Genomic DNA, 23545 nt, shown 5'->3' with positions numbered 1-23545 from the left:
AATAAAGAGCGCGCCTTGATCGGCGCGCTCTCGATGAGTGTCTAAAGTGCGAAATCCGAAACGCCTGCAAGAGCAGGTGCTGCTGTTCTGAATGCATCCTTCGCTCTGAGGAATTTGGTCACGATGGGCCAGTAGTAACTCGCAGGTTTTGGGCCGAATTTCGCTGTGGCAGGACCGGTACTCGTTTGAGCACCAAAGAAGTGTCCAACGTTGGTAGCAGGATTGAAGTCTTCAACGATGCCCGTATGAAACACAGGTGAACTGGCGGAGTTAGGGGGCGCTTTAATCCAAAGAGCGATGTCACCCCGTCTCACGTCTTGCGGCAGAACCGTTGTGTAGTAGGTGGAGTTTTGCATGACACGCGTGTCTTCAAACGGAATGTTGTAACCGGCGCTTGTCAGCAACAAGTTCACCATATGTGAACAATCGATCAGTTTTTTACCTGCCGCGTTCGTTTTGAAGCCGTCCCCGCCCATCAGGTATACGTAGTCACCGCCGGTGTAATTGCTCTTGAAATCAAGTGGCTCTGTCATTTCTGCATCCTGCAAATTAATAGCAATAGCTGGCTTGAGTGGCCACCAGCCAAACCACGGTAACCCCACCCGCATCGAGTCTGATGAAGCCTTCGTCTGCTTTTACTGTCAGCTTCATCCCTGCTCCGAGGAGGATTTTTCCCCATCCGTGACGCCCGGAATCGCAGAGCGATGTAAGGGTCGGGATCGCCGAACTGTCCGTACAGCAAATCCCTTGTCCGGATTCGGACTGATGGGACTTGGCGAAGGTGAAACAAGTCAGGTTATTGGCTTCTTCAGTCACCAGTCGGAGCATCGGACCAAGGCGTCGCGAAACCACGAATAGAGAAAGGGGACTTCATGTCCCCTTTTTTTGATGATCCGGAATCGCACTTCGTGAGGGTTTCCAATAGCTGGGGCACGGCGCTCAGCAGAATTACGAATGGGTTTAGTGGTTGGTGAAACGAGCGCTGGATCATTTGCAAGCGCAGGAGATGGCGGCGCACAGCGCCAAGGTGTAACCAGTACAGATCACTCCCACGCAAAGCGCGTGGGAATGATCAAAGAACTACAAAAACTCAATCAAGCATTCGGGCAAGGCACCGGTGCCCAATCGCCCAGGTCCGGGTTCTTGCACATGCTGTTGACTTGAGTGGTGCCTGCGCTGGCGACCTGTTTGCTTTCAGCCTGTTTGGCTTGTGCGGTCTGCAGGGTTTTCTCGGTGGTGACCGCTTCTTTCGGCACGGTTGGCAGCACCGGTTTTTTCGCCGGTTTCACCGCTTTTTTGCTCTTGGTCGGTGCCACGACTGGCGTGGTATCGGCGGTTGCCACGGTGACCACGTCAGTGCGCTGTACGCCGACTTGCTGCAGGTCTTTTTCGTAGGCCTGGGTGTAGTTGTTCAGGTCTTCGCTGGCTTTACCGTTAACCGCAACGATCAGGTCGTTGGACTCTTTGAGGCCCGCGACGATTTCTGCCAGGCGCTTGCGGCCTTCGGTGTCGTTGACGGTCTTGGCCTTGCGGTCGGCGACCAGTTTGGTGAACGCGTTCTGGTAGCACTGCTGCGAAGTCTTGGCGTACGCGGTGCTGCGATCGATGTCGGCGGCGCTTTTGTTGACGTCGGAGGCGTAGGACGCGATGCGCTGGTTGTCATCGGCGATCTGCTTCTGGCGCTCGGTGTAGTAACCGGCCGCGCCGCCCGCCAGGGCGCCGCCCGCTGCACCGATGGCGGCGTTGCGGCCACGGTTCTCGGAATCGGTCAGGGCGCCCAGCAGTGCACCGCCGACAGCGCCGACAGCCGCGCCGGTGACGACCGACTTGGTCATGTTCGAATCGGTGGCACGCAGGTGCTGCACCGGCTCGTAGCAGTTCGGGTAGTACTCGACCTTGGTGCTCGAGGCGACCTTGGAGGTCGGCGACGTGGCGCAACCGGTCAGTACGGTGCTGAAGCCAACGGCCATCAGCAGCAAGTGACGCTTGGAAAGCGAAGCAAAAGGTTTACGGGAGGAAAGCATAGTTGTGTTCTCTTTTAAGTTTGACCAGCTCAGCACGGCCCACCGCCGCCTGAGTCCCTTCCAAGCTCGCTGTACAACGAACGATCAAGACCGCTGGGCGTTCGATGCGAGCAATTCCTTCAATATCGCCGCCGGGTCGGCTCGTCGTTGCTGACGATAATCACCGACATGGCGAACGAATAACGTTGCGCGCGTTACCAGGCTTTTGCCCAGTACCGGCTTGCGCTCCAACTCTTCCTTGATGCGTTGAAACTGCGCCTGGATCACGGCATCGGTGTAGCGCGTGCCGGTCGCCAGGTTGTCGATGTAGATCGCCACCGCGCCGTCCAGCGCGCTGCGGCCATTGTCGATGGCGGTAGCGAACAGCTTGGCGCTGGCCTCGTCCTTGGCGTCCACGGCCTGCTGGCGACTCTTCTGCAAATTGGTCAGGCGAATGTTGTAGTTGTTGACGGTCTCGGCCACCAGGGCCGCCGACTGGATCAGGTTGCCGGCCGCTTCCTCACGCTGCTGGGCGATGAGCGAGACGTTGCGCTTGAGCTCTTCGTTGACCAGCCCCAACTCGGCTTGCAGGCTCGGGTCGACGCTGGCAGCAATGATGCTGTCCAGGCGTTTGGTCGGGTCCTGGGCGTCGTCGATGGCATCGGTCAGCGAAGCCAGCCGACCTTCTTTCTGCCATTGGGCAAACAATTCCTTGTAGCGCGAACGTGGCGCCGACAACGCGCCAATCGCCACCCGGAACCCGGTGGTTTCGTTGTTTTGCTCGGTGCCGTCAGCGGCGAACAGCGGGTACTCGCGACGCATCCCGGTGAACAAGGTGCCCTCGCCTTCCAGGTAGTTGCCGCCCTTGACCACGAAGCCGCCGTAGGTGCCTTGGCGGCGTCCGGCGTGCACGAGCTGGAAGGACTCCTGGACCATCTCGGCGGCGTTGCCGATCACGTCGAACAGGCCGATGGGGTTTGGCAGTTTGGTACCGATCGGCATCAGACGCGCTGCCTGGCCGGTGCCACCGGCGACCTGATTGAAGACTGCCCAGTCGGCCAGTGGCCCGTCGCTTTCGCTGCCTTCCAGACGCCGGGGAAACAGACGCCCTTCCAGGTCCTGACGGCTAATGGCCTGCCCGCCACGGGCAGCAAATTCCCATTCGACCTCGGTCGGCAAGCGCACAAAACCCAGCCCGCCCTCTTCCGCCGAGGTACCACGACCGCTCACCGGTAGCAGGTCCTTGTGGTATTTCATCAGCCAGGCGCTGTACACCGCCGAGAAGCGTTCGGCCTCGAATCGCGACAGCTTCACCTTGGGCAAACGCCCAGCCATGCCTTGCGGCGCTTCCGCTTGCAGTGCCTCGCAGGTGGGCGCCGGCTCGCCGCTGGCCAGCGATTGCGCCTGGGCCATGACCTGGGCGTATTGGCGGGCGGTGACTTCGTATTTGCCGATGAAATAGAGCATCGGCTTGAGCGGGGTCTTGGCGTCCGTCTTCGGCATCAACGGCGTGATGGTCTTGCCCCAATCCTTGGGCAGATCCTTGAGGGTGAACTGGCCGTTGATAAAGTCCCGGCGGTAACCGGAAATGAACGACTGTTGATAACCGGACTCGCCCTCGCTGAAGGGATAGCCGAGGCTGATCTCGCGGTCGTCCAGAGTGCCTTGCGCCAGGATGTAGACGTAACGGAACACCATCTGCCCTTCGCACGGCAGCGGCAGGCTGACGTCGTCGGCCAGCGGCTTGGGGTTGTCCAGTTTGTCTGTACTTTCATCCGCCCAGACCATGCTGGCCAGGCTCAGCGCCACGGCGGCGCCCAATAACTTATACATCTCGGATTCCTTCAAACGCCTGGATACGCGCCACTCGCCAGCCACCACAGGCCGCCGCCACGACGCTGACGCCGAGCACGGCCACCAGGGCCCATGCGTAGTGATGCGCCAGCAGATGACTGGCGTATTCGCCCGGCGCCTGCGCAAATAAATGGTTCAGGCCCGATTGCGCCAGGCCATACAGCCCGGCGCTCAACAGGGCCGCGAGGCCGGCGCTGTACAGCGCCTGCAACACAACAAACAGCAACAGCGCCGCCGTGGAAAACCCCAGCAGGCGCAACACCGACAACGCTCGACGCTTGCGCTCGACCGCCGCCAGCGCACCGGCAAAAATCGCCGCGAATGCTCCCGACAAAGCCAACCCGGCGATGATCCAGAATACGATCGACAGGTTGCGGCTCAGCGATTGCACCTGGGCGATGGCCTGGGCCTGGGTCGAGACCAGCAGATTCTGCGCAGCGAAATACTGGCGTAGCGGCTCGACATCGGTGAGACGACGGGCGTACAGACGAAACGCCGGGTACACCCGTTGCTCCGTCACGCCCACCGCATCACCTGGCCAACCGAGCGCTGGCACGGCGCGGCCGTCCCGGTAATCTTCAGCCGCTTCCAGCAGGGCCAACGGTGCGAACAACCCGTCCCGGGCGAAGGCTTCCAGCGGCAGGACGCGCAACACCTGGACGCGAGTGCGCTGCGCCTCGCCACGACCGGCCACTTGCCGACCGATGCTGGCCTGCAGCCAATCACCGGCCTTGGCCCCGACCTTTTCGGCGGCGGTCTGGCTGAGCAGCACCTGATCCAGCCCTTGGGGCACCGGCAGACTGCCGAGCAAGGGGTCGTTGGCGGCGGTGGGGATCATTTCGACGGTCACCGTCGAAGCGCCAGTGCTCAGATCCGCCGTCGCGGCAATCTGCCGGGTGCGTGGCAAGGCGAAAGCCACGTCGTCGCGCCGGCTCAACTGTTCGATAAACGCAGCACTGAACCGACCGCCGCCCAAGGGAATGATTTCCCGGGTGGCCGGGTCGTTTTCCAGGCGCTCGGTCAAACTGCTGACCAGGCCGAATTTCAAGCCGAACAGCACCAACAACGGCGCGACCACCGCCACCAGCGCCAGTACCGAACAGGCCGACAGCCACGCATCGTTGCGGTAATCTTGCCAAGCCAGGGAAGCCACCAGCGCACTGCGCATCAGCAGGCCTCCCCGAGGGTGGCGGTGACACCGCCATCAACGTCGCGATGACAACGGATGCGCCGCACCTGCAAACCGCTGGCGCGGGCCAGTGATTCGTCGTGGGTGGCGACGACGCAGCACACGCCATGTTCGCGGGCCTGGGTCACCAGCAACTGCATCACTCGTTCCGCGTTCAGCGGATCGAGGGCGGCGGTCGGTTCATCGGCCAGCAGCAAACGCGGCCCATGGGCCAGGGCGCGGGCGCAACTCACCCGTTGCCGTTGGCCGACGGACAAGTCGCCCGGCTTCTTGCCCAGTTGATCGACGATATCCAACGCCCCGGCCAGGCGATCCACGCTGCCGTCGTCCTTCAAACCGAGCAGTTTGCGCGACAGGTCGATGTTGCCGCGCACGTCCAGAAAATCCAGCAGGCCACCGGTTTGCAGCACGTAGCCCAAGTGCCGGCGGCGCAGGTCCGCCAAAGCACTTTGCGCATCTGCGCGCCACAGCCCAGTAATGTCCGTGCGGGTTTGGCCAGGCGCAAAATCAAACTGCCCGGCCTGATCCGGAGCCAGCACCAGCGCCAGCAAATCGAGCAACGTGCTTTTGCCGCAGCCACTGGGGCCGACCACCGCCAATTGTTCACCGGCACGCAGTTGCAGCCGAGGGATCACCAAGCTGTAGCGCTGACTGCCGGCGCCCCGGTGTTTGTGCACTGCGCTCATGTTCAGCATCACGGCAGCGTCGACAACGGAACGCGGTACAAGGCATCACCCGGTTCGGCATCGCCGAAACGCACCCAGTTGGCCAAGTCGTTGTGGAAGGTTTCGTAGAGGCGGATCTTCGAATCCAGCTCGTCGATAAAATCCTCCTGCTCGGCCACGCTCAACGAAAGCCACAAATCCTGGGTCATGTTCAGCGACTTGCTGCGGTAGGGCAGCCCTTCCAGGTACTCACCCAGAACCCCGCCATCAGCCAGGTTGCCACCCTTGCGCAAGGCCGAGGGATCGCGGCTCATGTAGGCACTGGCGCTGGCGATTTCCTGAAAGAAATTCTTCGGCGAGGTCTGGGTCTTGCGGGCCGCATCGACGATCAGTTTCAGCGATTGCTGCAAGTCGTTGAGCTGCAACTTGGTCAGCATCACGCACACCTGAAATGCCGGCAGTGCCGGGTTGGTCAGGTCGCGGTCGGCGGTCCAGGCGCTGACCAGTTGCGGCGCCTGGCTGGCGGCTTTACGCCCCAGGAAGTCCATGTGCATCGCATAACCGACGGCCGCCGATTTGTCGCTCAGGCTCGGCGCGGCGCTCAGCAGCGGCACGGTTTGCGGCTTGTTGCCACGCACCTGATGCACCAGGTCGGCAAACACCGAACCGATCTCGTCCACCCGCTCACCGAACTTGCGTACATCGGCGCCCGGCACCGGAATGTACAGGTCGCCGATCTGCGGGTTGGCGTCGGCGGTCAGGGTGCGATACTGGCTTTGCGCACCGCTGTGGGTTTTCTTGCCGGCATCGCTGAGCAGATGTAAGGCGTAGATCTTGATCTGCTTGCCCAGCGCAGCCTGGCGCACTTCGGCCTCGTTCATTTGCGTGGCGGCATACGGGTCGTTCTTGCGCAAGGCACCGGCATCGGTGACCAACAGGATCAAGCGCCCGCCATAGCCAGACCAGTCCATGCCCTCGACCGCATCCATCACACCGGCAAACGCATCTTCGTTGAACGAATGACTAGAGACCGTGGACGCCTTGACCTGCCGCGCCAGGTCCATGAAGCGCTGTGGGTCGCGGCCCTGGTCCAGGGTGATCAAGGTTTTGGCGACATATTCCAGGCCCGGGGTTTTCTGGGTGCTGCTGCGAAACCCCACCAGGCCGAAGCTGACACTGTCCTGCTCGCCCCGCTCGGCGATACGGGTTTGCAGTTGGTGTACTACGTCGCGGACCTGATCGATGTAGGGCTGCATGGACACGGTGGTGTCAACGACCAACACCACGGCGGTGCGGAACGCGTCGGCGTTAGCGGTAGTGATTGGTGTGTTGCTGGCTGCGGCCCTTGGAGCATTGCCGGGGTCGATGGACGCCACGTTCAGCAACTGCACCGGCTGGCCGTTCTCATCGAAGCTCTCGCGGGAATCGAAGATCGGCAACAGGTAAAACTGGTTCTGCGGCACCGCACTGGCGGCCGGTTCCAGGGCCAGCACCTGCTGGTTGTCTTCGCGATTCTGCTGGGCCTTGAGCAGCAGGTTTTTTGCCGCCGACGGATCGGCCAGCAACCTCTCCACTTCGCCGGGCTGGCGCAGGAACATCACCGGCGCGCGGCCGGAGCGTTCGGTAAACTTGAGTACCAGGCTTTGCTTCCAGTCGCTGACTTGCGCGGCCGGCAACCAGCCGTCACTGCGCCCGTCGGTGGCGGCGCCAACACGCAGCCACGGGCTTCCATCAACTTCTTTGCGCTGATAGACGTAAAGCACGGAAAACGCCGGCAAGGCCTTGTCAGGGGTGGCCCCCGGTTCGCTGGCGAGTTTCGCCCCCGGCTTGCTGAGTACCCGCTGGAACAAGGTTTTTTTGCCGGCCATCAGCAGCGGCCGCTGACCGCCATCGACCTCCGTCGCCACAGGGGGTTTTACGGGTGGCGCCACGGTCGGCGGCGGGCTGGCCGGCGGTGCTGAAACCACCGGCACCTTGGCGTCGGCTTCGACGTCAGCGGACAGCCACCAATAACCCGCGCCGCCCAAGACCAGCGCCACGGCCACCGCGACGGCGGCGAGTGCGAACACCGGCCCCTTTCGCTGCTCCGAGACCGTGGACGACGGCGTCGGTTTCACAGTCGGCGCAACAGGATTGGATCGAGGTTGTGGCTGCGCGGGGCCGGTCGGTATATCGATGGACACCGGCGTCAGTCCCGCCAGGTCATTGCTCACCGCAATCGGCACTACCGGAATTGGCAATGGCCGGATCGTGGTCGCTTCAACCGATTCCCGAGGCAGATTATCCAGCGCCTGCAACAGCGCCGCTGCATCCGGAAAACGGTCGGCCGGGTCCTTGGCCAACAGCTTGCGCAGCACCTCTTGATAGCGACCGTGGTGCACTGGCAGCTCCGGCAACGGTTCTGTCAAATGCGCCAGGGCCGTGGAGAGTGCGTCGTTGCCGGTATACGGCAGTTTGCCAACGAGGATTTCGTAGAGCACCACGCCCAAGGCATAAAGATCGGCTCGGCCATCGATATCCTGGCCGCGCGCCTGTTCCGGGCTCATGTAGCTGGGAGTACCGACAGCGAAACCGGCCTGGGTGAACTGGGTGCGGTCATCCATGGACTTGGCGATGCCGAAGTCCGAGAGCACCGCTGTGCCATCGGCGCGGAACAGAATGTTCGCCGGTTTGACGTCGCGATGAACCAGCCCCAGCCCATGGGCATAGCCCAGGGCCGAGGCGATCTGACGGATGTAGATCAGGCCCTGTTCCGGCGTCAGGCCGGCGGCGATGCGCTCCTTGAGCGTGCCGTTGGGCAGGAATTCCATGGCCATGTAATACAGTTCACCGACATGGCCGATGTCATGGATGGTGACCGTATGCGGGTGAGACAGACGCGCCAGGGTTTTACCTTCGCGCAGGAAGCGCTCGCAGAAACTCGGGTCGGCCGCCAGCGCGGCGGCCATGACCTTCAGCGCCACCTTGCGCTCCAGCGAGCGCTGGGTCGCCAGGTAAACGCTGGCCATGGCGCCTTCGCCGATCTCGCCGTCGATGTCATAGCCGGGGATCAGAATATTCACGGTGGGGTTCATGAAGGCACCTTCACGACGATGACGGTGATGTTGTCCGGAGCACCACGCATCAGGCCCAGGGACACCAGGCTGCTGGCGATTTCACCGGGTTCGTCGTGGCTCAGCACCTCGCTGATTTCATGGTCCTCGACGGTCTTGGTCAGCCCATCGCTGCACAGCAGGTAACTGTCGCCAGGCATCAACAGCAGCTCGACCATCGCCAGCTCCAGTTGCGCCCCTACCCCAACAGCGCGGGTGACAATATTGGACCGTGGATGCACCCGGGCTTCAGCTTCGCTGAGCAGGCCGCTGTCCTGCAGATCCTGAACATAACTGTGGTCCCGCGAGATGCCTTCGAGCAGGCCGTCACGCAGGCGATACAAGCGGCTGTCACCCGCCCACAGGCACACTCCGCGCAAGTCACGCGCCACCAACGCCACCACGGTGCTGCCCATCATGGTCACGCCGCGGTTGGCGGTTTCTTCACGCACGGCGGCGTTGACCCGCAGCAGGTCGGTTTTCAGCGCCGCGACGTATTCATCCAGCGAACGGCCTACGGCAACGTTGCGCAGACTATCGACGATCAGACTGCTGACGTAGTCGCCCGCTGCGTGCCCGCCCATGCCATCGGCGACCACCCACAGGCCGTTTTCCGGCCGGTCCAGGCAAGCATCTTCGTTAACCTGGCGGACCATGCCGACATGGCTCTTGCTTGCGGACTTGAACGTCTTTCCAACGCTTGGACACATCTACACAACACCTTCTTGGCCGAGCAAAAATTGCGCAAAATCAGCGGCGGCCGGCAGGCCCTGGCACCGCAATAAAGCAGGGGCGATACGCTCCGAACCCTGGCCCCACCACAGGCTTGCGCCTTCGCAGGCCAGTTCGGCAAGCGCGGTCATTCGCGCCTTCGGGTCGGTGGCATCAAAACGATGCAGGCCGGCAAAACGGCTGCTTGGCGCGCGTGGCAGGTATGCCGGGCCGCCCAGCGTCTCCAGCCCTGCACCGAAGGCTTCGAAGCTCGCCTCCACGCTCAACGTGCTCAACAGCAATTGCTCAACTTGCTCAAACCAGACATCCGAGCCGCCTACCACCGACGCCGGATCAGCGTCGTGATCCAGCAGTACCGCGACGGTCAGCGGAAAATACCGGCCAACCCGATCGATGCTCGGCATCACCACCCCAACGGCGGCTTGCGGCCCACACACACCGGGCCCGAGCATGAAGCGCCACAGCGGACTGACCAGATAGGCATCCAGCCAACGGTCCCCGAGGCTTTGGCTGGCGAGCAGGCCCGCCGCCAGCCACGAATCCCAGGGGCCGATAAAACTCTGCGGCAAGCCACGGCTGACAAAGTCCCCGCGACTGGCCAACTTTCCATAGAAACCCGGCGTGCTCATAAACGCTCCGGCAGGCTGAAACCGCTGAGTACACGGCTCTTGAACGGGTTGAAGGCGCTGTTGGCCCGCAGCTCATAAGAGACGCTGGCGCCGTCGACTCGCAGCCGCAGGTTGAAGCGGTCCGGCGAGTTGCCGGCGGTCAGGTCCGATTGCTCCAGCAGACGGAACCAGGCCCAGGGCCCGTCCAGGGTGATACCCGAACGACCGCTGGCTGAAGGCGGCATGATCGAGATCCGCACCACACCGATGCTGCCGGGGTTGGGCCATTGCATGGAGGTGGGGCGGCTCGGGCCGTGGTCGTAGCTCAATTGCTGGCCATCGAGGTCGAGCAAAAACTGGGTGATGGTGGCGTCCATCGCCACTGGCTTGAGTTCGAAGCGCACCATCGGCTGGGTGCCGCCGGAACGGAAAAACGCATCCCGGATGGTCGCTGCCCGCTGGAAGGTTTGCAGCACGCCCGGGGCAATGCCTAGCTTCTGTGCGGCGCCCGGCTGCCAACGCCAGGCCTGGGTCGAGGTATCCACGTACGGCTGCAGGTATTTGCGGAAATAGTTGTCCATCACCCCGCCCACGCCGAAGAACTGGCCGAAGTCGTCCAGGGTCGCATCCCGCGCACTGCCCGGCGACATTGGGTAACGCCCGGCCAGGGACTGGCGATAGATGTTCACCACTTCGCTGGTCCAGGCCGCGTTCAGTTGATTGCGTACCCCGCCCATCATGCTGTTGGTGGTGGAGTTGACCACCGATTTGACCAGGCCCTGCACCAGCGGCGGCTGACGTTCGGCGTTGAGGCTGACCCGTGTCGCAGCCGCTGCGGCCTGGTTCTTGGCTTCGCCGAGCAAGGCGTCGCCGCTGGCGCCGACCATGGCGCTGACCTGCACATACAGGGCGTTCATGTCGGCCAGCAGGCCATCGATGGCCGCCGGCTCGCCTTCGTTTTTGCTGACGATGCTGTTGAGTTCGGCAAAATGCGCGGTGATGGGATCTTCACTGGCATCCGGTGTGTTTTGCGTCGCCTGCTCCTGGCCGAGCAAGCTGCCCAGGCGCTCCTTGAGCTTGTCGACCCCGCCCTCCACCGGCGCGCCCTTGGCGGCCAGCAGGCGTTCTTCCTGTTGCAGGTCGGTTTCCTTCGCCACTGCTACCAGCAGTTTTTTCAACGGCGAGGTCGGGCCGGAAATCACCCGCAACACATCGGCGGCCTGGGCCACGCTGGTGATCGGCACGAAGTCGATATCAGCCAGCAAGGCATCCCACTGGCGCTGGTAATCCTGGAAATACAGGCGGCGCACGTCGGCGGCCAGGCTGACGACGTTCTGTTGCTCTGCCTGGTCGCGACCGAGCACCCACTGCTCCTCGGCCAGAGTGCCGGTCTGGTTCAGGCTGGTAAGCAAAAACCCTTGGCGGTAACCCTTGGCCGTGAAGAAGCCGCTCAAGGGTTCGCCCAGCGGCTTGCCGCTCTTGCGGCTGAACACCAGCGCGGCATCGCGCCCGGCCGCTTCGTTGATACGAAAATCCGGGATGCCGTCCGGCAGTTTCTGCCGCTTGACCCGGTCATAGACGCGCTGGGCCACTGGCAGCTGCTGCAACTGCCGACGCAGATCGTCGATCAGGCGCGGGTCCAGACGTGCGGTGGGCGGATGGCGCTCGAACAGCGCCTGCAAGTGCTCCTCCAGGGCCAGACGCTGCTCGGCCGGCAAGTCGCGCGGCAGGCTGCGATCCCAGTCCAGGGCGATCCACGCCTTGATGAAGTCGGCATCGTAATGCTCGCTGTCGGCGAGCATCAGGTAGGCCTTCAAGCCTTCGTAAAGGAAGTCCGAATTGCCGCCGCCGTGCAGTTGCTCTTCGATGCGCGTGAGCAAGCGTGGCGCGAAGACCGCGATCAACAACTTGCGATAGACGCTGCCAGACTCGGCTTCAAGCATGTCGCCCTGATACAGGCCCAGGCCTTCGGCCCAGCTCGGCGAGTCGGCGGCCAGGTGCTTTACCGCGTTGAGCAAGGGCAACACCGCAAGCACGTCCCGTTGTGCCGGGCTGAGGTTCTGCACGGCCTGGCCCAGGGGCGCGACTTTCTGATCGACTTGCGCGATATACGCCTGGTTGGCGCGGTAGCTGACCCACCACAAGGTCCCGACCACCAGCACCAGGGCCACGGTCGAGGCCAGCACACCCCGGGCGATCCACTTGCGCCGACGTTCGACTTTCGGGTTGACCCCCACCAGCCCACGCTCGGCAAAGGCCACGGCGCTGAAGAGTTTTTCGATGAAGTAACTGCGCCCGGTGCCGTTCTGGCGCGCCAGGTGCTGGCGATCCAGGTTCATGCTCTGGGCCATGGAGCCGATCAGCCGGTCAATCGGGCTGCCTTCCTGGGTGCCGCTGGTGAAATACACCCCGCGCAACAGCACCCGCTCTTCAAAGGCGTTGGGTTTGAATACGCCCTCAAGGAAGCTTTGCAGGCAATCCTTCAACGCGCCGAACTGTTGCGGGAAACCGTAGATCAGATCGCGCCGCGCCGGGTCGCGCTCCTGTTGCAAACGCTCCACCAAACGATCGTTGAGGCGCTGTTCCAGGCCGGTGAATTCGCTTTGCAGATGGGCCAGTGGGCTGTCATTGTTTTTACCGTCGTCCAGGGCAAAGGTCATACCCCAGACCTGCGCTCGTTCTTCCTTGCTCAGGGTATCGAAATACTCCATGAACCCTGGCACCAGATCGAGCTTGGTCAGCATCAGGTAGATCGGAAAGCGCACGCCCAGTTGCGTGTACAGCTCCTGGATACGCAGACGGATCGCGGCGGCATGGGCAGCGCGCTCGGCGTCGCTGCCCAGCAGCAAGTCGGAGAGGCTGATGGCGATAAACGCGCCGTCGATCGGACGCCGGGCCCGCTGTTTCTTCAACAGGCCGAGAAAACCCAGCCACGCGGCTTTATCGACTGTCGCGTCGCTGTCCTGGGTGGTGTAGCGCCCTGCGGTGTCGAGCAGCACGGCCTGATCGGTAAACCACCAATCGCAATTGCGCGTGCCACCGACACCACGGACTGCCCCGGCGCCCAACTGCGCCGCCAACGGAAAATGCAGCCCGGAATTGACCAGCGCCGTGGTCTTGCCTGAACCCGGCGGGCCGATGATCACGTACCACGGCAGTTCATACAGGTTACGGCGCTCGTCACCGCCCAGCTTGGCTTTCTTCAACAGCGCCAAGGCTTCGTCCATGCGCTGGCGCAGGGTTTCGAGCTCCTCAGAGGTGGCGATGCTGGTCGGATCCGGCGGGGTTTGCGCCGCCAGGCTGCGCATCACTTCGGCGGCCTGACGGCGCGCCTGGATGATGCGAAACACCCGATAGGCGATCCACACCGCGAACACCAGAATGATCAGCGCCCAGCGCCGCCCTTCGGGCACCAGGAATTCGAGCAGCGGCCCGACAAACCAGATGATCAGGCTCAGGGCGATCAGCCCCAGCAACGGAATGACCCAGCGGATGATAAAACTGAAAAACGCCTTCACTCGACCCCCTCCGCCAACACTGTGATTTCGACCCGACGATTGCGTGCGCGGCCCTCTGTTGTAGCGTTCGAGGCCAACGGTTCGGTGTCGCTGCGGCCTTCGGCGCTGAAGCGTTCGGGCTGGCCGGTCTTGGCTGAAAGGATTTGCAGTACCGAATTGGCCCGCGCCTCGGACAAGGCCCAATTCGATGGAAACCGCAAGGTGGCGATCGGGCGATTGTCACTGTGGCCGGTCACCCGGACCTGGCCCTTGACCTTGCGAACGGCATCGGCGATGCGCAGCATCAGCGGCTGGAAATTGTCGACGATGCTGGCGCTGCCCGAGGCGAACAGCTCATCGCCACGGATGGTCACCACTGAACGGTCAACGGCATCTTCCACAGCGACCCGACCGGCCTTGATTTCATCAGCGAGGAAGCCTGCCAGGCGGGGACGCTCGATCAGTTTCGGTTGCACCACCGGACGGTCGATGGCCTGCACCGGGATTTCGCCCAGCGCATGAATATTTTTAAACACCGGCTCGGCATCGGCGGCCAGTTTCAAGCGCAGGCCGAACAGCAGTGCCAGCAGCAACGCCACGCCGATGGCCACGGCGATCCAAGGCGGCATGAATTGCGCTAGCCGGTCGCGGGCCACGGTGACGCCGCGCCAATGGGGCGACAGTTCACGCTCATAATCGCCACGGGCGCTGCGGATGACCGCACTGGTGCGCTCACGCAAGGCTTCCAGTTGGCTGCGACCGTCGTTCATGACCCGATAACGCCCTTCGAAACCCAGGCACATGCACAGGTACAACAGCTCCAGCAGATACAAACGTTCGCGGGGGCTTTGCAGGCAATGTTCCAACAGCTGGAACACCTTCTCGCCGCCCCAGGCTTCGTTGTGCACGGTGATCAGCAGACTCTGTTTGCCCCAGTCGCTGGCACCACCCCACGGTGTACTCAACACCGCTTCATCCAGGGCGGTGCACAAGGCGTAACGGGCCAGCAACACATCGTTGCGCACCACGCCGGCAGCCTCGGCGCGTTCCTCGAACTGGCGCAGGTAGGCCAGTAATTGCGCGCGCAGGCTCGCCGGCGCCGGGTGGGCAATGGTGTTGCGCAAGCGGGTCAGCAAAGCCAGCAACGGGCCAGCGGCGCTCTCCAGCGGGTTGAGACCTTCGGCCGTGCCGATCAAAAGCGGCGCGGCCGGCATCGAAAGCGGCGCGGCCTGGGCGCGACCAGCCTCCGGGCGGACCGGGTCGGCGCCACGGCCACCGGGTGTCGGCATGAATTGGGTACGATCGTCGTTGCTCATTGCGGTTTATCCTCGGATCGCCCAGAAAGCCAGGTTCAGCCCCGGGAATTGCCCCGCGATGTAGAACGCAAAACCGCCGGAGTTGGCCAGTTGCTGCCAATGCTCGCTGCCCCGGTCCAGTTCGTAATAAGTGGAGCCGGCGTGATACGGAATTTGCCGTGGCGCCACCGGCAGTGGCAGCAGGCCAATGCCCGGTAATTGCAGGTTGACCAGGTTGCGGATGTGCTCCACCGAGCCGACCTTGCTCTGTTGGCCGAAGTGGCTGCGCAGGGTTTCGGCGGGCACGTCGGCGCGCACCACCAGGATGAAGCTGGCGCTGTCGAGCAGGGACTTGTCGGCCAGCATCGCGACGTGGACGCCGTAGGCTTTTTCGACGATCGGAATCGGCGTGGCCTTGCTGTCGATCAGCATCGACAGCGCCTCACGCAGGGCTTGCATCACCGGCGCGAAACTCAGCGCCAAGTCATCGTGCTGGTACTGCGGGTATTCCTGGGGCCGCCGCCCGGAAGCGGTAAAGGTCGAGAACTCGCCGGCCAGACTCACCAGCTCGCTGTAGAACCGCTCGGGGTGCAACGGGCTCAACTGGCTCAAGTGCTGGATCAACGGCTGGGCACGGTTGACCAGTTGCAGCAGCATGAAATCGGCAATCTCCGAGGCACCACCGGCACCGGACGCCACCACTCGCCCGGCGAGGGCTTCGCCGCGCTGATGAAGCAGGCCCAGCAGTTCGCTGCGAAACGCGGCCAGGGGGTTGGAGGCGACCACATCCAGCAGCGGCGGGATGTAAGTGTCGTCGAGCACCAAGGCTCGGTCGGCGCGTTTTTCCTTGATTCGTACCAGGCCGATGGCGGCGTAGTCGCTGATGCCATCCTGGGCTACCAACAATCGCAGCGCCCTCGACCCCACGGCCACGGGGGCCTGGTTTTCGAACGGCGCGTTGTCGTCCCGGACTTCGCGCACCTGGCTCACGTAGCGCGCAGCGCCCAGGGCTTCGCCTTCGTCAACGGTATCTCGCGCACCGGCGCGCTTGAGCGGCAAGGCCAGGTACACCAAACCATCGCGCAGGTTGTCATCGACATTCAGCGGGCTCGGTGCCAGGTCATCCTGGGGAATGTTGAATGGCGTGCCGTCCGGCAACAGGCCCCGCGCCGAGATGATCGCCAGTTTGCCCTGGGCCAGCAGGCCCTGGTCGATCAGCAATTCGGAGAACCCCCAGGCGCCGGCCGACAACGGGCGGCTCCGGGCGTCGATGAGGTTCTCCAGGTAACGGTCATGCTGCTGAAAGTGCTGCGTTCCAATGAACATGCCTTCCGACCAGACCACACGATTGTTCCAGGACATGGGGGGCTCCGATTGTTTATTGGGCAGGGCTGGATGGGGGAACCACGACGGCGCTGCGCACGGCTCGCACGTCGAGGCTGATCTGGTATTCGGTGTATTGGCGCGGCGGGACATTCATCACCGCGCGCCACAACGACTGATCCAGCTCGCGATACCCCACCAGCACGCCGATATGGCGGGTGGCCGGGTCGAGGTCGCGCTGCAGGCTCAACTGCTGGCCGGGCTGGATCAGCACTTCGTCCTGATCGATCAGATCGGCGCCGAGCGTCGCCTGGGCCCGTTCGGCCAGTGCGAAATAATCGGAACGGCCGAAGGTGGCGGCATTTTTCAATTCGAAAATACGCACCCGGACCGGGGCTGGCTGGCCAGTGGCGCCGGGGTTGAGCCCGGCAATGGCGTGAAAGTGCAACTCGACGGCGGCCGTATCGGCCTCGGCCTCTGCCTCTTCGGGCTGGGGTTTGGCCGCATCCTTGGCACATGCGGTCAGCAGAAGCGCGGTGGCAACTGCGAGTAAAAACCTGGGAATCATCCTGCGTCCTCAATGACGTTTCAGCTATCCGTTGTTCCGTTCTTTGCTATGAATGGCGCTATGCGATGGCGACGCTCAGCCGCGGCGCTGCCTTGTACTGTGTTCTTCGTAGGCGCGACTGAATTCCCGACCAAACAGGTCCTGGAAATCCTCTTGGGCCTCGCGGGAAATATTGCTGTAGAGCTCGGTGAACTGCTGCCAGTACTGGGCCTGTCGCGAACCACTGAAAATGCTCGACAGGCCACCGGGCTTGCCCATGCGCTCTTCCAGCTGCGCCGGCTCGAAGCGCGTCAGCAGGTGTTTGATCGCAGCTTCCACGCCGGCCATCACCGCCAATTGGTGGGCACGCAAGTCATCAAAGCTGTCGCGCACGGCCAGGTCCGGCGCCATGAACGCCTGATTGCTGTGGCGCAACAGCAACAGCAATGCTTCATCGACGTTGGGAGCGAATTTCAGCGGGTTGTTTTCCACCGGTTGAATCATCGTCTGCTGAATGCGGAACTCGCCCTTGAGGCTGCTACGGGCGCGCAAGACATCGATCAGGCCTTCGACCATCAGCCGATAACTGCGCCCGATACTTTCCATTTGTGCCTCGGCCTGGGCCTTGTCCAGGCGCACTTGATCCAGCCCGGCACCGCGCAGAAAGGCTTGCAACAGGTCGGGTTGAGAATTGTCGGCCGGGCTGACCGGATCGACCAGGCGTTCGGCGACGGCCACAGGCGGTTCGCAAAGGGGTGCTGGTTCGATCGGTACGCTGATGTGAGGTACGGGTGGCGGTGCAACCTCTGCAACAGGCAGAGGGGCGATCGCCACCGGTGCAGGCTTGTCGCTGAACAGGTCCCAATCTTCCGGAATCACCGGGGCCGACACCAGCGGCGCAGGCCCGGCCACGGGCGTTGGGGTGGGGATCGGGGTCGGTGGGCGGAAGTCATGCTGCTCGGCCGGGACATGGTCGGGCTGAGTGGCCGGCGGGACGCTGGTCGGCGTCAGAAAGTCGAACAGGTCCGGCATCGTGTCCATGGCCGATACGCCCTGAAAATGTGCAGGTGGTGTCACGGGCAACGACGTCGGCGTATTCACGACGGCGCCCTGACGCCCCATCAGGGCCTCGAAGCTGCTGGACGAATCGGCGAAAGGGTTGCCGTCGGTCACCGGCAGACTGAAATCGATACGCGCCTGGATTTCATAATCACCGATGCGGATAACTTCGCCATCTTGCAACGGCTCGCTGTTGCCCTTGCGCAGACGAATACCGGCCTTGACCAATTCCACACCATTAGTGCTGTTATCAGTTAAGTAATACCGGCCATCTTTATATTGAACAACGCAATGTTTGCCAGACACCAAACGCTCTGGATCGGGTAATACCCAGTCATTATCAGAATTACGGCCGATTGCCATCGCGCCCTGATCCATGGATTTCTCAGGGCACTGGCCAGGGGTAATTTTGTGATAACTAGTGATAGTCAAACACAGCGACATCTTGCCTCCTTGCTGAACACTTTGCGCGCGGGCGAATCGGGATTAACTCCCGCCAGACTCGCTCCGACAACCTTGCAAAAACAACCTTGAAACGGCTTTTTACCAGCATGATTGCTGATCTTAACCGGCTTGCGTGACAAAAAACCTGCATCAATGCCTGCTTCGACCTATCGGTCGCGCGGGTTGTTAAGCACTTCACATCTGTCACACAGAGGAAATAGCTTACCTTGACAAGCCATAAGTACTACACCAAAAATGCACAACTTCTTGAATATCAATGATGGCACTTTAAGATCACTGCGTATCCAAAGGGCCATTACACTCAAGGAAACATGTGAAGTTCCACTTGGAACTAACGTGTGAACAGCCCGACTGTCAGTCGGGCGATATGGAGATCAAATTCAGTGGAAGTGCCTTTGCTGCTCGCCGCCGTTTCCGCGACTTCGCCTTGCGGCGAAGATTTGGAATATGACGCGGATTTTTTGCGCCTGGAACGCGATTCCCAAGGCCAGCCCGAGCGCAGCATGGGCGATTCGATATTGCCTGCCGCCCCCCCTGAATGGCGCAGCATCCAGCAGCAAAGTCTGGATTTGTTGCAACGCAGCAAAGACCTGCGTATCACCCATTTCCTTTTGCAAAGTTCCCTTGCCCTCGAAGGCGTCACCGGCCTGGCTCGCGTCCTGACACTGATCAGCGAATTGCTCAAGCAATACTGGGCCGACCTGCATCCGCGCCTGGATGCCGAAGACAACAACGACCCCACCGTGCGCATCAATGCCCTCGCCGGCCTGACGTCCGATGCCACCATTCGCCTGCTGCGCGAAAGCATCCTGGCCCGTTCGCGAACCTTTGGCGCTGTCAGCCTGCGCGCCGCCGCCAATGCCAGCGGCCTGCAAAGCTTCCCTGACGAAAACCTCGGCGCCGAGCAGCTCGCCGGGGCGTTCCTGGACAGCGATCCCGAACAGTTGGAAATCACCCGCGCCGCTTTGCAGGAGGCCCGCAGCGTCGCCGAGGCCATCGAGCAACAGGTCAGCGAACAAATCGGTTCCGCCCAAGGCGTTGACCTTGGCCCATTGAAGCAACCGCTCAAAATGGCCTTGCAGATTCTCGGCCAGTTCGCCCCCCAGAGCGGCGACAGCCCCCTGCCCGACACCCTCAGCGAAGACAGCACCGCGCCGGTTGAATACGCCACCGCACCGAGCGCACCGCGCAGTACCGGTACTGGCGAAATCAACAACCGCGACGACGTGCTGCGCAGCCTGGACCGGATTCTTGCGTACTACACCCGTCATGAGCCCTCCAGCCCGCTGCCGGTGCTGTTGAACCGGGCGAAGAATCTGGTGCACGCCGACTTTGCGGCCATCGTGCGCAACCTGATTCCCGATGGCATGAGCCAATTTGAAAACCTGCGCGGACCAGACAGCGAATAAAAGCGAACGGATCACGCAGTCACGTCACCGGTACCACCGATGACGCCAACACCGTCGCTTGAGCGACCAGGAGCAGCAACGTGGCGAAGCAAAGTTCTCAGAAATTCATCGCGCGCAACCGTGCGCCTCGAGTGCAGATCGAGTACGACGTCGAGCTCTACGGCGCCGAGAAAAAGGTCCAGTTGCCCTTCGTCATGGGCGTCATGGCGGACCTCGCCGGCAAGCCCGCCGAGCCTCTGGCACCTGTGGCCGATCGCAAGTTCCTGGAGGTGGATGTCGACAACTTCGACTCACGCCTCAAGGCCATGCAGCCACGCGTCGCGTTCCACGTGCCCAACGAGCTGACCGGCGAAGGCAACCTGAGCCTGGACATCACCTTTGAAAGCATGGACGACTTCAGCCCGGCCGCCGTGGCGCGCAAGGTCGACTCGCTGAACAAGTTGCTCGAAGCGCGCACCCAACTGGCCAACCTGCTGACCTACATGGACGGCAAGACCGGTGCCGAAGAAATCATCATGAAGGCCATCAAGGATCCGGCGCTGCTCCAGGCGCTTGCCAGTGCGCCGAAGCCAGCCGAGCCTCAGGCTTAATCAGGACGAATGATCATGACCGATTCAGTACGTGCAGACGCTCAGACACTGAGCACCACCGAAGAAGCCAGCGAGTTCGCCTCCCTGCTGCTGCAAGAATTCAAACCCAAGACCGAACGCGCTCGCGAAGCCGTCGAGACCGCCGTGCGCACCTTGGCCGAACAGGCCCTGGCGCAGACCGACCTGGTGTCCAACGACGCCATCAAGTCGATCGAATCAATCATCGCCGCCATCGACGCCAAGCTCACCGCCCAGGTCAACCAGGTCATCCACCACCCCGATTTCCAGCAACTGGAAAGCGCCTGGCGTGGCCTGCATTACTTGGTGAATAACACCGAGAGCGATGAGCAACTGAAGATTCGCGTGCTCAACATCTCCAAGACCGACCTGCACAAGACCCTGAAGAAATTCAAGGGCACCGCGTGGGACCAGAGCCCGATCTTCAAGAAGATGTACGAAGAAGAATACGGCCAGTTCGGCGGCGAACCTTACGGTTGCCTGGTGGGCGATTACTACTTCGACCAGTCGCCTCCGGACGTGGAACTGCTGGGCGAACTGTCGAAAGTCTGCGCCGCCATGCACTCGCCGTTCATCGCAGCCGCATCGCCGACCGTGATGGGCATGGGCTCGTGGCAGGAACTGTCGAACCCGCGCGATCTGACCAAAATCTTTACCACCCCGGAATACGCCGGCTGGCGCTCGCTGCGCGAATCGGAAGACTCGCGTTACATCGGCCTGACCATGCCGCGCTTCCTCGCGCGTCTGCCGTATGGCGCCAAAACCGATCCGGTGGAGGCCTTCGCCTTCGAAGAAAGCACCGACGGTGCCGACAGCTCCAAGTACACCTGGGCCAACGCCGCTTACGCCATGGCGGTGAACATCAACCGTTCGTTCAAACACTTCGGCTGGTGCTCGCGCATTCGTGGCGTGGAGTCTGGCGGTGAAGTGGAAAACCTGCCGGCGCACACCTTCCCGACTGACGATGGTGGCGTGGACATGAAATGCCCGACCGAAATCGCCATTTCGGACCGCCGTGAAGCGGAACTGGCAAAGAACGGTTTCATGCCGCTGCTGCACAAGAAAAACACTGACTTCGCCGCGTTCATCGGCGCCCAGTCGCTGCAAAAACCAGCCGAGTACGATGACCCGGACGCCACCGCCAACGCCAACCTGGCCGCGCGCCTGCCATACCTGTTCGCCACCTGCCGTTTCGCTCATTACTTGAAGTGCATCGTGCGCGACAAGATCGGCTCCTTCAAAGAGAAGGACGAAATGCAGCGTTGGTTGCAGGACTGGATCCTCAACTACGTCGACGGTGACCCGGCGCACTCCACCGAAACCACCAAGGCCCAGCACCCATTGGCTGCGGCCGAAGTGATCGTCGAGGACGTGGAAGGCAACCCGGGGTACTACAACTCCAGGTTCTACCTGCGCCCGCACTATCAGCTCGAAGGTCTGACCGTGTCGCTGCGCCTGGTATCCAAGCTGCCTTCGGCCAAAGGCGCATAAAAACCTGCTGAACGGTACACGGTAAAAATGTGGGAGCGAGCCTGCTCGCGATAGCGGTGGATCAGTCGCTGCCAGTGTTGCCTGACACTCCGCCATCGCGAGCAGGCTCGCTCCCACAGGGGTCTTCATTAGGTTGGAGATCACCTTGAATCCCCTTCAGCTGAACAGATTTCGCAAGGTCGGCGTTAACCAAACAATGTGGTAGAGACCACACAGGGAGAAAACATGGCTGTTGATATTTTCATCAAGATCGGCGACATCAAGGGCGAGTCCATGGACAAGGCCCACAAGGACGAGATCGACGTCTTGAACTGGAGCTGGGGCATGTCTCAGTCCGGCAATATGCACGTGGGCAGCGGTGGTGGTGCCGGCAAGGTGAACATCCAGGACCTGTCGCTGACCAAGTACGTCGACAAAGCCTCACCGAACCTGATGATGCACTGCGCCAGCGGCAAGCACATCGACAAGGTCAAGCTGACCGTGCGCAAGGCCGGTGGCGAAAGCCAGGTCGAGTACATGATCATCAACCTGGAAGAAGTGCTGGTCACTTCCCTGAGCACCGGCGGCTCGGGTAGCGATGATCGCCTGACCGAAAACCTCACCCTGAACTTCGCCAAGGTGCTGGTGGACTACCAGCCGCAAAAAGCCGACGGCACCAAGGAAGGCGGGCCGGTCAAGTTCGGCTGGAACATCCGCCAGAACGTCAAGGTGTAATCGAAGATGCCCCCGGTGTTATGCGCCGGGGGTGTTTTGGTGCTTGCTCGAATCCAATCCTTTTCCCTCCGGTGTCTGAGTCATGGCCAAGCCTTCGTTTATTAATTTGTGGAGCAGCTATCCCACCGTCAAGGATCCATGCGACCAGCCCTGGGGCAACCAGTGCGCGATTCGTATGAGTGTCGCGTTGAATGGCGAGCTGACCATCAAGGTCAACAAATCGACCTATACCGATCCCAAATGCAAGCATGACCATGCCCGTGGCGCCGAGTCTCTGGCGAACTGGCTGTGGCGGCATCATTTGGGGCGTCCGACCATTTTGAGTGGTAGCGCAGCCGATCGTCTGAAACTCAGCCAGAAGACCGGAATCATCTTTTTCAAGGATTGCTTTAGCCGTGCAAACGAGCCTGAAAGCGAGCGCTCAGGCGACCACATCGATCTATGGAATCGTGGCCGAACCAAAGGCTTCTTTGATGGTGATTTCCTTTCCAGACAGGTCTGGTTCTGGGAGTTGACATGATAGAGCCAATGCTCCGAGCGACACTCCTGTGCAGCCTGCTGATCAGCTTGAATGCCTGCGCTGAAACCGACCCAGACCAACTCGACGCGCCCGCTCGCACTCAAGGAACGTTCGCCGGCCAGCTACTCAAACTAGTCGACCAGAACGGTCAATGCGCCGTCCTCAAACCGGATCAGACTCATTTGGTACTGGGTATGGAATGGCCGTGCTATTTCAACCTGAACCCAAAGGGTGAATTGCGGGTAGAAATGTTCAGAGACGTCCCGATTTTCCTGGTTGAACGGAGCGTCCCCGAACCATCGCCTAGTCGGGACTGCGATACAAAATCCCAAGCCGTGCGCAAAATCAACGGCGTTCTGGAAGCCTCGTCGGTCAACCCCAGCGCCATGTGCGGGCTCGGCCAGCAAGACCAGAAAATGTTTACGGCACTATTCCGGTGGTAACCGAAATCGTCATCGGCGATCGCCTGCAACC

General features: G+C 61.7%; 20 protein-coding genes. 6 read left to right on the top strand and 14 right to left on the bottom strand.

The window, feature by feature from the left end:
* Positions 1–41 precede the first annotated feature (41 nt).
* The 14 genes from ACQKPC_RS08100 to tagH all read right to left on the bottom strand — a co-directional run bounded on the left by ACQKPC_RS08100 (position 42) and on the right by tagH (position 18308).
* On the bottom strand, positions 42–533 hold the full coding sequence (locus ACQKPC_RS08100; RefSeq protein ID WP_427624044.1) for a hypothetical protein: 492 nt from the start codon (positions 531–533) through the stop codon (positions 42–44).
* Between the two features lie 16 nt (positions 534–549).
* Positions 550–816 (bottom strand): hypothetical protein, encoded by a 267-nt coding sequence (locus ACQKPC_RS08095; protein WP_427624043.1) that lies wholly within the window; start codon positions 814–816, stop codon positions 550–552.
* 278 nt (positions 817–1094) lie between these two features.
* The gene (gene tagQ / locus ACQKPC_RS08090) at positions 1095–2024 is read right to left on the bottom strand and encodes a type VI secretion system-associated lipoprotein TagQ (RefSeq protein ID WP_192345084.1); all 930 of its coding nucleotides are present in this window, start codon (positions 2022–2024) and stop codon (positions 1095–1097) included.
* A gap of 84 nt (positions 2025–2108) precedes the next feature.
* The gene (locus ACQKPC_RS08085) at positions 2109–3791 is read right to left on the bottom strand and encodes a formylglycine-generating enzyme family protein (protein ID WP_427624130.1); all 1683 of its coding nucleotides are present in this window, start codon (positions 3789–3791) and stop codon (positions 2109–2111) included.
* A 37-nt stretch (positions 3792–3828) separates the two neighbouring features.
* On the bottom strand, positions 3829–5025 hold the full coding sequence (locus ACQKPC_RS08080; RefSeq protein ID WP_427624042.1) for an ABC transporter permease: 1197 nt from the start codon (positions 5023–5025) through the stop codon (positions 3829–3831).
* Positions 5025–5741, bottom strand: a complete 717-nt coding sequence (locus ACQKPC_RS08075; protein ID WP_427624041.1) for an ABC transporter ATP-binding protein — start codon at positions 5739–5741, stop codon at positions 5025–5027. The genes ACQKPC_RS08080 and ACQKPC_RS08075 overlap by 1 nt, the downstream gene beginning before the upstream one ends.
* Entirely contained in the window at positions 5741–8785 is a 3045-nt protein-coding gene (locus ACQKPC_RS08070) for a serine/threonine-protein kinase (RefSeq protein WP_427624040.1), read from the bottom strand. The genes ACQKPC_RS08075 and ACQKPC_RS08070 overlap by 1 nt, the downstream gene beginning before the upstream one ends.
* Positions 8782–9513 carry a PP2C family protein-serine/threonine phosphatase gene (locus ACQKPC_RS08065; RefSeq protein WP_192345089.1) on the bottom strand — a complete coding sequence of 244 codons (732 nt, stop codon included), beginning with the start codon at positions 9511–9513 and terminating at the stop codon, positions 8782–8784. Before ACQKPC_RS08065 ends, ACQKPC_RS08070 begins: the two co-directional genes overlap by 4 nt.
* Entirely contained in the window at positions 9514–10164 is a 651-nt protein-coding gene (gene tagF / locus ACQKPC_RS08060) for a type VI secretion system-associated protein TagF (protein WP_427624039.1), read from the bottom strand. It lies immediately after the preceding gene.
* Positions 10161–13661: a type VI secretion system membrane subunit TssM gene (gene tssM, locus ACQKPC_RS08055; RefSeq protein ID WP_427624038.1), complete on the bottom strand. Its 3501-nt coding sequence runs from the start codon at positions 13659–13661 to the stop codon at positions 10161–10163. Before tssM ends, tagF begins: the two co-directional genes overlap by 4 nt.
* The gene (locus tag ACQKPC_RS08050) at positions 13658–14956 is read right to left on the bottom strand and encodes a DotU family type VI secretion system protein (RefSeq protein WP_192345092.1); all 1299 of its coding nucleotides are present in this window, start codon (positions 14954–14956) and stop codon (positions 13658–13660) included. The genes tssM and ACQKPC_RS08050 overlap by 4 nt, the downstream gene beginning before the upstream one ends.
* A 6-nt stretch (positions 14957–14962) precedes the next feature.
* The gene (gene tssK, locus ACQKPC_RS08045) at positions 14963–16297 is read right to left on the bottom strand and encodes a type VI secretion system baseplate subunit TssK (protein WP_427624036.1); all 1335 of its coding nucleotides are present in this window, start codon (positions 16295–16297) and stop codon (positions 14963–14965) included.
* Positions 16298–16313: 16 nt separating this feature from the next.
* Positions 16314–16826: a type VI secretion system lipoprotein TssJ gene (gene tssJ / locus ACQKPC_RS08040; protein ID WP_427624034.1), complete on the bottom strand. Its 513-nt coding sequence runs from the start codon at positions 16824–16826 to the stop codon at positions 16314–16316.
* 75 nt (positions 16827–16901) lie between these two features.
* The gene (gene tagH / locus ACQKPC_RS08035) at positions 16902–18308 is read right to left on the bottom strand and encodes a type VI secretion system-associated FHA domain protein TagH (RefSeq protein WP_427624032.1); all 1407 of its coding nucleotides are present in this window, start codon (positions 18306–18308) and stop codon (positions 16902–16904) included.
* Positions 18309–18712: 404 nt separating this feature from the next.
* Between tagH and tssA the strand changes: the two genes are divergently transcribed.
* The 6 genes from tssA to ACQKPC_RS08005 all read left to right on the top strand — a co-directional run bounded on the left by tssA (position 18713) and on the right by ACQKPC_RS08005 (position 23514).
* On the top strand, positions 18713–19738 hold the full coding sequence (tssA, locus tag ACQKPC_RS08030) for a type VI secretion system protein TssA (RefSeq protein ID WP_427624030.1): 1026 nt from the start codon (positions 18713–18715) through the stop codon (positions 19736–19738).
* An 80-nt stretch (positions 19739–19818) separates the two neighbouring features.
* A complete protein-coding gene (gene tssB, locus ACQKPC_RS08025) occupies positions 19819–20328 on the top strand; it encodes a type VI secretion system contractile sheath small subunit (RefSeq protein ID WP_007894500.1) in 510 nt (169 codons plus the stop codon).
* A 15-nt stretch (positions 20329–20343) separates the two neighbouring features.
* Complete coding sequence (tssC, locus tag ACQKPC_RS08020; RefSeq protein WP_007894498.1) at positions 20344–21837, top strand: type VI secretion system contractile sheath large subunit; 1494 nt, start codon at positions 20344–20346, stop codon at positions 21835–21837.
* A 225-nt stretch (positions 21838–22062) separates the two neighbouring features.
* Positions 22063–22551 carry an Hcp family type VI secretion system effector gene (locus ACQKPC_RS08015; protein ID WP_007894494.1) on the top strand — a complete coding sequence of 163 codons (489 nt, stop codon included), beginning with the start codon at positions 22063–22065 and terminating at the stop codon, positions 22549–22551.
* An 82-nt stretch (positions 22552–22633) separates the two neighbouring features.
* Complete coding sequence (locus ACQKPC_RS08010) at positions 22634–23071, top strand: type VI secretion system amidase effector protein Tae4 (RefSeq protein ID WP_123500799.1); 438 nt, start codon at positions 22634–22636, stop codon at positions 23069–23071.
* Complete coding sequence (locus tag ACQKPC_RS08005) at positions 23068–23514, top strand: hypothetical protein (protein WP_427624027.1); 447 nt, start codon at positions 23068–23070, stop codon at positions 23512–23514. Before ACQKPC_RS08010 ends, ACQKPC_RS08005 begins: the two co-directional genes overlap by 4 nt.
* Positions 23515–23545 lie beyond the last annotated feature (31 nt).

This window comes from Pseudomonas sp. NPDC089918 (genome assembly GCF_050280605.1).
GTDB lineage: Bacteria > Pseudomonadota > Gammaproteobacteria > Pseudomonadales > Pseudomonadaceae > Aquipseudomonas.
Note: the sequence above shows the minus strand (reverse complement) of the source record. Positions and strands in the feature narration are given on the sequence as shown.

What these genes read in the sequence shown, in the direction of transcription:
- ACQKPC_RS08100 (WP_427624044.1), bottom strand. Translation starts at nt 533, where the DNA reads ATGACAGAGCCACTTGATTTCAAGAGCAATTACACCGGCGGTGACTAC.
- tagQ (WP_192345084.1), bottom strand. Translation starts at nt 2,024, where the DNA reads ATGCTTTCCTCCCGTAAACCTTTTGCTTCGCTTTCCAAGCGTCACTTG.
- ACQKPC_RS08085 (WP_427624130.1), bottom strand. Translation starts at nt 3,791, where the DNA reads ATGGTCTGGGCGGATGAAAGTACAGACAAACTGGACAACCCCAAGCCG.
- ACQKPC_RS08080 (WP_427624042.1), bottom strand. Translation starts at nt 5,025, where the DNA reads ATGCGCAGTGCGCTGGTGGCTTCCCTGGCTTGGCAAGATTACCGCAAC.
- ACQKPC_RS08075 (WP_427624041.1), bottom strand. Translation starts at nt 5,741, where the DNA reads ATGCTGAACATGAGCGCAGTGCACAAACACCGGGGCGCCGGCAGTCAG.
- ACQKPC_RS08070 (WP_427624040.1), bottom strand. Translation starts at nt 8,785, where the DNA reads ATGAACCCCACCGTGAATATTCTGATCCCCGGCTATGACATCGACGGC.
- ACQKPC_RS08065 (WP_192345089.1), bottom strand. Translation starts at nt 9,513, where the DNA reads ATGTGTCCAAGCGTTGGAAAGACGTTCAAGTCCGCAAGCAAGAGCCAT.
- tagF (WP_427624039.1), bottom strand. Translation starts at nt 10,164, where the DNA reads ATGAGCACGCCGGGTTTCTATGGAAAGTTGGCCAGTCGCGGGGACTTT.
- ACQKPC_RS08050 (WP_192345092.1), bottom strand. Translation starts at nt 14,956, where the DNA reads ATGAGCAACGACGATCGTACCCAATTCATGCCGACACCCGGTGGCCGT.
- tssK (WP_427624036.1), bottom strand. Translation starts at nt 16,297, where the DNA reads ATGTCCTGGAACAATCGTGTGGTCTGGTCGGAAGGCATGTTCATTGGA.
- tssJ (WP_427624034.1), bottom strand. Translation starts at nt 16,826, where the DNA reads ATGATTCCCAGGTTTTTACTCGCAGTTGCCACCGCGCTTCTGCTGACC.
- tagH (WP_427624032.1), bottom strand. Translation starts at nt 18,308, where the DNA reads ATGTCGCTGTGTTTGACTATCACTAGTTATCACAAAATTACCCCTGGC.
- tssC (WP_007894498.1), top strand. Translation starts at nt 20,344, where the DNA reads ATGACCGATTCAGTACGTGCAGACGCTCAGACACTGAGCACCACCGAA.
- ACQKPC_RS08015 (WP_007894494.1), top strand. Translation starts at nt 22,063, where the DNA reads ATGGCTGTTGATATTTTCATCAAGATCGGCGACATCAAGGGCGAGTCC.
- ACQKPC_RS08010 (WP_123500799.1), top strand. Translation starts at nt 22,634, where the DNA reads ATGGCCAAGCCTTCGTTTATTAATTTGTGGAGCAGCTATCCCACCGTC.
- ACQKPC_RS08005 (WP_427624027.1), top strand. Translation starts at nt 23,068, where the DNA reads ATGATAGAGCCAATGCTCCGAGCGACACTCCTGTGCAGCCTGCTGATC.